This is a genomic window from Citrobacter sp. TBCS-14 (genome assembly GCF_005280805.1).
Classification (GTDB): domain Bacteria; phylum Pseudomonadota; class Gammaproteobacteria; order Enterobacterales; family Enterobacteriaceae; genus Citrobacter; species Citrobacter gillenii.
The window spans coordinates 1-215 of record NZ_SZWM01000900.1 but is presented as its reverse complement, the minus strand read 5'-3'; the positions used below and the strand labels follow the sequence as shown (position 1 = coordinate 215).

Sequence of the window (215 nt, the reverse complement as noted above, 5' to 3'; positions counted from 1 at the left end):
CGAGGGCGATGAAAATGACTAACGCAATTTTCATCCACGCCTCCTGACCAGCCAGACAAAGCAGGGCGCACCAATCAGCGCCACTACTGCCCCGGCAGGCAATTCGCCAGGAAAAGCCATCGCTCGGGCCAGAACATCAGCCAGCAGCAGCAGCGTAGCGCCCATCAGCATGCTCATCGGTAAAACCTTGCGCTGATCGAATCCCACCCAGAAGC

1 protein-coding gene is annotated in these 215 nt (G+C 58.1%); it reads right to left on the bottom strand.

The annotated features are described in order from the left end of the window. Positions 1 to 30: 30 nt before the first annotated feature. Positions 31 to 215, bottom strand: a 185-nt coding sequence (locus tag FDX22_RS21965; protein WP_146717771.1) for an iron chelate uptake ABC transporter family permease subunit, incomplete at its 5' end; no start/stop codon positions are given.